The sequence below is a fragment of the Dyella sp. 01N36 genome (assembly GCF_056399745.1).
This window is the reverse complement of record NZ_JBFTRY010000310.1, coordinates 1-2,636: the sequence shown is the minus strand read 5'-3', so window position 1 is coordinate 2,636 and position 2,636 is coordinate 1. Positions and strand designations below refer to the sequence as shown.

3 protein-coding genes and 1 pseudogene are annotated in these 2,636 nt (G+C 65.4%); 3 read left to right on the top strand and 1 reads right to left on the bottom strand.

Going from position 1 to position 2,636, the window contains the following annotated elements; all coding sequences use genetic code 11:
- Positions 1-597 (top strand): aldo/keto reductase (locus AC1DMG_RS21500; RefSeq protein WP_477181086.1); only part of this gene is annotated, 597 nt, incomplete at its 5' end.
- 206 nt (positions 598-803) lie between these two features.
- On the opposite strand, the gene AC1DMG_RS21495 is transcribed toward AC1DMG_RS21500, so the two are convergent.
- A complete protein-coding gene (locus AC1DMG_RS21495; RefSeq protein ID WP_441603444.1) occupies positions 804-1,295 on the bottom strand; it encodes a Spy/CpxP family protein refolding chaperone in 492 nt (163 codons plus the stop codon).
- Between the two features lie 161 nt (positions 1,296-1,456).
- Between AC1DMG_RS21495 and AC1DMG_RS21490 the strand changes: the two genes are divergently transcribed.
- Both AC1DMG_RS21490 and AC1DMG_RS21485 read left to right on the top strand, forming a co-directional pair.
- Complete coding sequence (locus AC1DMG_RS21490; RefSeq protein ID WP_441603443.1) at positions 1,457-2,143, top strand: response regulator; 687 nt, start codon at positions 1,457-1,459, stop codon at positions 2,141-2,143.
- Positions 2,140-2,636: pseudogene (locus AC1DMG_RS21485) on the top strand (sensor histidine kinase); the annotation flags it as partial. The gene AC1DMG_RS21490 and the pseudogene AC1DMG_RS21485, both read left to right, overlap by 4 nt.

The following is a 2,636-nucleotide window of genomic DNA, read 5'->3' as shown; positions in this document are numbered from 1 at the left end:
CAGTATGCCGAGGCGCATGCGCTGACTCCGCTGGTGAATCTGCAGCTGGAGTACTCGCTGATCGAGCGCCACATGGAACACGAATTCGTGCCCATGGCCGCCGAACTGGGCATGGGCATCACCGCGTGGAGTCCGCTCGGCATGGGCTTGCTGTCGGGCAAGTACAAGCCCGGTGCAGCGGGCGACGGCCGCCTGGCGAAGATCTCGGGCGCACCGGGTTTCGACCGCTTCACCGAACGCAACTGGGCGATCGTCGCCGCGCTGGAAGAGGTGGCCGCCAAGCTGGACAAGCCGATGGCGCAGGTCGCGCTCAACTGGGTGGCCACGCAGCCGGGCATCGCCTCGGTGATCGTCGGCGCCACCAAGCTGGCTCAACTGGATGACAACCTCGCTGCGCTGTCGTTCGACATCCCGGCCGACTTGCGTGCCCGCTTGAACGAAGCGAGCGCTCTGGAGCCGACGTTCCCGTACTGGTTCTTCGGCGACGTGCAGCAGTCGCGCATCCATGGCGGCGTGGCCGTGGGCAGCAAGCCGGAGAGTTATGCGCACAAGGTCTTCGTGCCGGCGGCGCAACAGGCAGGCTTCAAGGCCGATTGATCGCCGATTAGCCTGTTGTAGGAGCGCACTTGTGCGCGACAAACCTACGGAGCGGTACCCACGTGACTCCGCGGTCGCGCACAAGTGCGCTCCTACAAGGGGATTGAGGTCCCACAAAAAAACGGCGCCAGCATGCAGGCTGGCGCCGAGTTTCTTACCTGGCGCGGAGAAGGCGCCGTTACGTTGTTATGCCGTCGTCCGAACCGTTACTGGGCCGAGGACGAACCCGAGGTCGGGTGCGTGGCCTTGAACTGTTCCCACTGCTGGTGACGTGCAACCTGCTGGGCCTTGAAGGTGGCCAGCTGGGCCTGCTGGGCGGGGGTGAGGATGGCGTAGACCTGGGCGCGGATCGCGGCGCGCTGCTGCACGCGGGCCGTGGTGGCGGCGCCTTCGGCCTGGGCCAGGGCGGTAGCCGCGGACTGGTAACCGGAAGCATTCGGAGCCATCTGCTCGAACGCTTCACGCTGCTGGCGCAGCGCCTGACGCTGGGCCTTACCCTGCGAGAAGGAGCTCTGCATGATCTGCTTGATGCTGGCCTTCTGGGCGTCGCTAAGGTTCAGCTTGCTGTACGCCTCAAACGCGCCGTGGCCATGACCGTGACCACCGTGCGGGCCACCGTCCTGAGCGGAGGCGATGGCGAACGGAGCGAGAGCAACAGCCGAAGCGAGCACCAGAGCGAGAGAGATGTTCTTGCGCATGGGGATTACCTGTGTCGTGGTGGAGGGGTCTTGCGTGGTGCCTATTTGACGACAGCGCTATGTGTATGTTCTTTGCGGGAAGGTAAAGAACGGTAAAGCCGGTGGAGCAAGTTCCTTCGCACCGCTTGAATGGCCCTCCAGGCACCAGAAAAATCCCCGACATGCCCCGAATCCTCATCGTTGACGACGACCGCGCACTGGCTGAACTGCTGGCTGAATACCTGCGGCGCGAGGGCTTCGTGGTGGATGTCGCGCACGACAGCGAGGCCGGCCTTGCGCAGCTTCACAACCCGTCGACGCGCCCGGACCTGCTGATCCTCGACGTGATGATGCCGGGGCGCGACGGCCTGGACACGCTGCGCGAGCTGCGCCTCAAGCATCGCCTGCCGGTGATCATGCTGTCGGCCAAGGGCGAGCCGGTGGATCGCGTAATCGGTCTGGAACTGGGCGCGGACGATTACCTCACCAAGCCCTGCCTGCCGCGTGAATTGCTGGCGCGCGTGCGTGCCCAGCTGCGACGCAATACGCCGGCCACGGCGGGCACGCTGCAAGTGGGCGTGCTGCGACTGGAGCCGGGCGAGCGTCGCGCCTATGTGGGTGAGCAGGAGTTGTCGCTCACAGGCGCGGAATTCCAGCTGCTGCTCGCACTCGCTCAACGCACCGGCGAGCTGGTCGATAAGTCCACGCTCACGCGCATGGCGCTGGGCCGCGAGCTCGAGCGTTTCGATCGCAGCATCGACGTGCACGTAAGCCGTCTGCGCCACAAGCTGGCCGAAGCGTCGCCGCAGGCGCCACGCATCGATTCCGTGCGCGGTGCGGGCTACAGCCTCGTGGCGGGTGGCGCGTGAGTCCGTTCAAGAGCTCGCTTTACTGGCGCGTGTTGATCAGCTTCTGCGCCGCCAACCTGCTGGCGCTGGCCCTGGGTATCTTTCTCACGCAGAGCTTCATCGAATACAGCACCGCGGTGGAGATCAACTGGTCCGCCGTGGCGCAAGGCGCGGATCAGGCGTTTGAAGCGGGCGGCCCGACGGCGCTCACCGAGTGGTCGCTGCAACAGCGGCGCGAAGGCATCGAGGCGACGCTGTACGAAAACGGACAGGCGCTGTCGCCGATCCGCATGCCCCCGTCCATGCAGGAATCGCTGCCGAGCTGGCTGGAAGAAAAGCGCGACATGGTGCTGCAGCCATGGCCGAATCTTTATCTCGCCGTGCAGCAGATACGTGGCAGCGACGGCCGCGTTCGCCAACTGGTGGCGCTGAGCCGCACGCATTCGCGCCTGCGCCAGCAGACGCGGCAGACGATTTTCCTGGCGTTCCAGGGCGGGCTCTCGCTGCTCTTCAT

Bases quoted from the DNA above. Each gene is read 5' to 3' on its own strand.
- AC1DMG_RS21495 (WP_441603444.1), bottom strand. From the start codon at position 1,295: ATGCGCAAGAACATCTCTCTCGCTCTGGTGCTCGCTTCGGCTGTTGCT.
- AC1DMG_RS21490 (WP_441603443.1), top strand. From the start codon at position 1,457: ATGCCCCGAATCCTCATCGTTGACGACGACCGCGCACTGGCTGAACTG.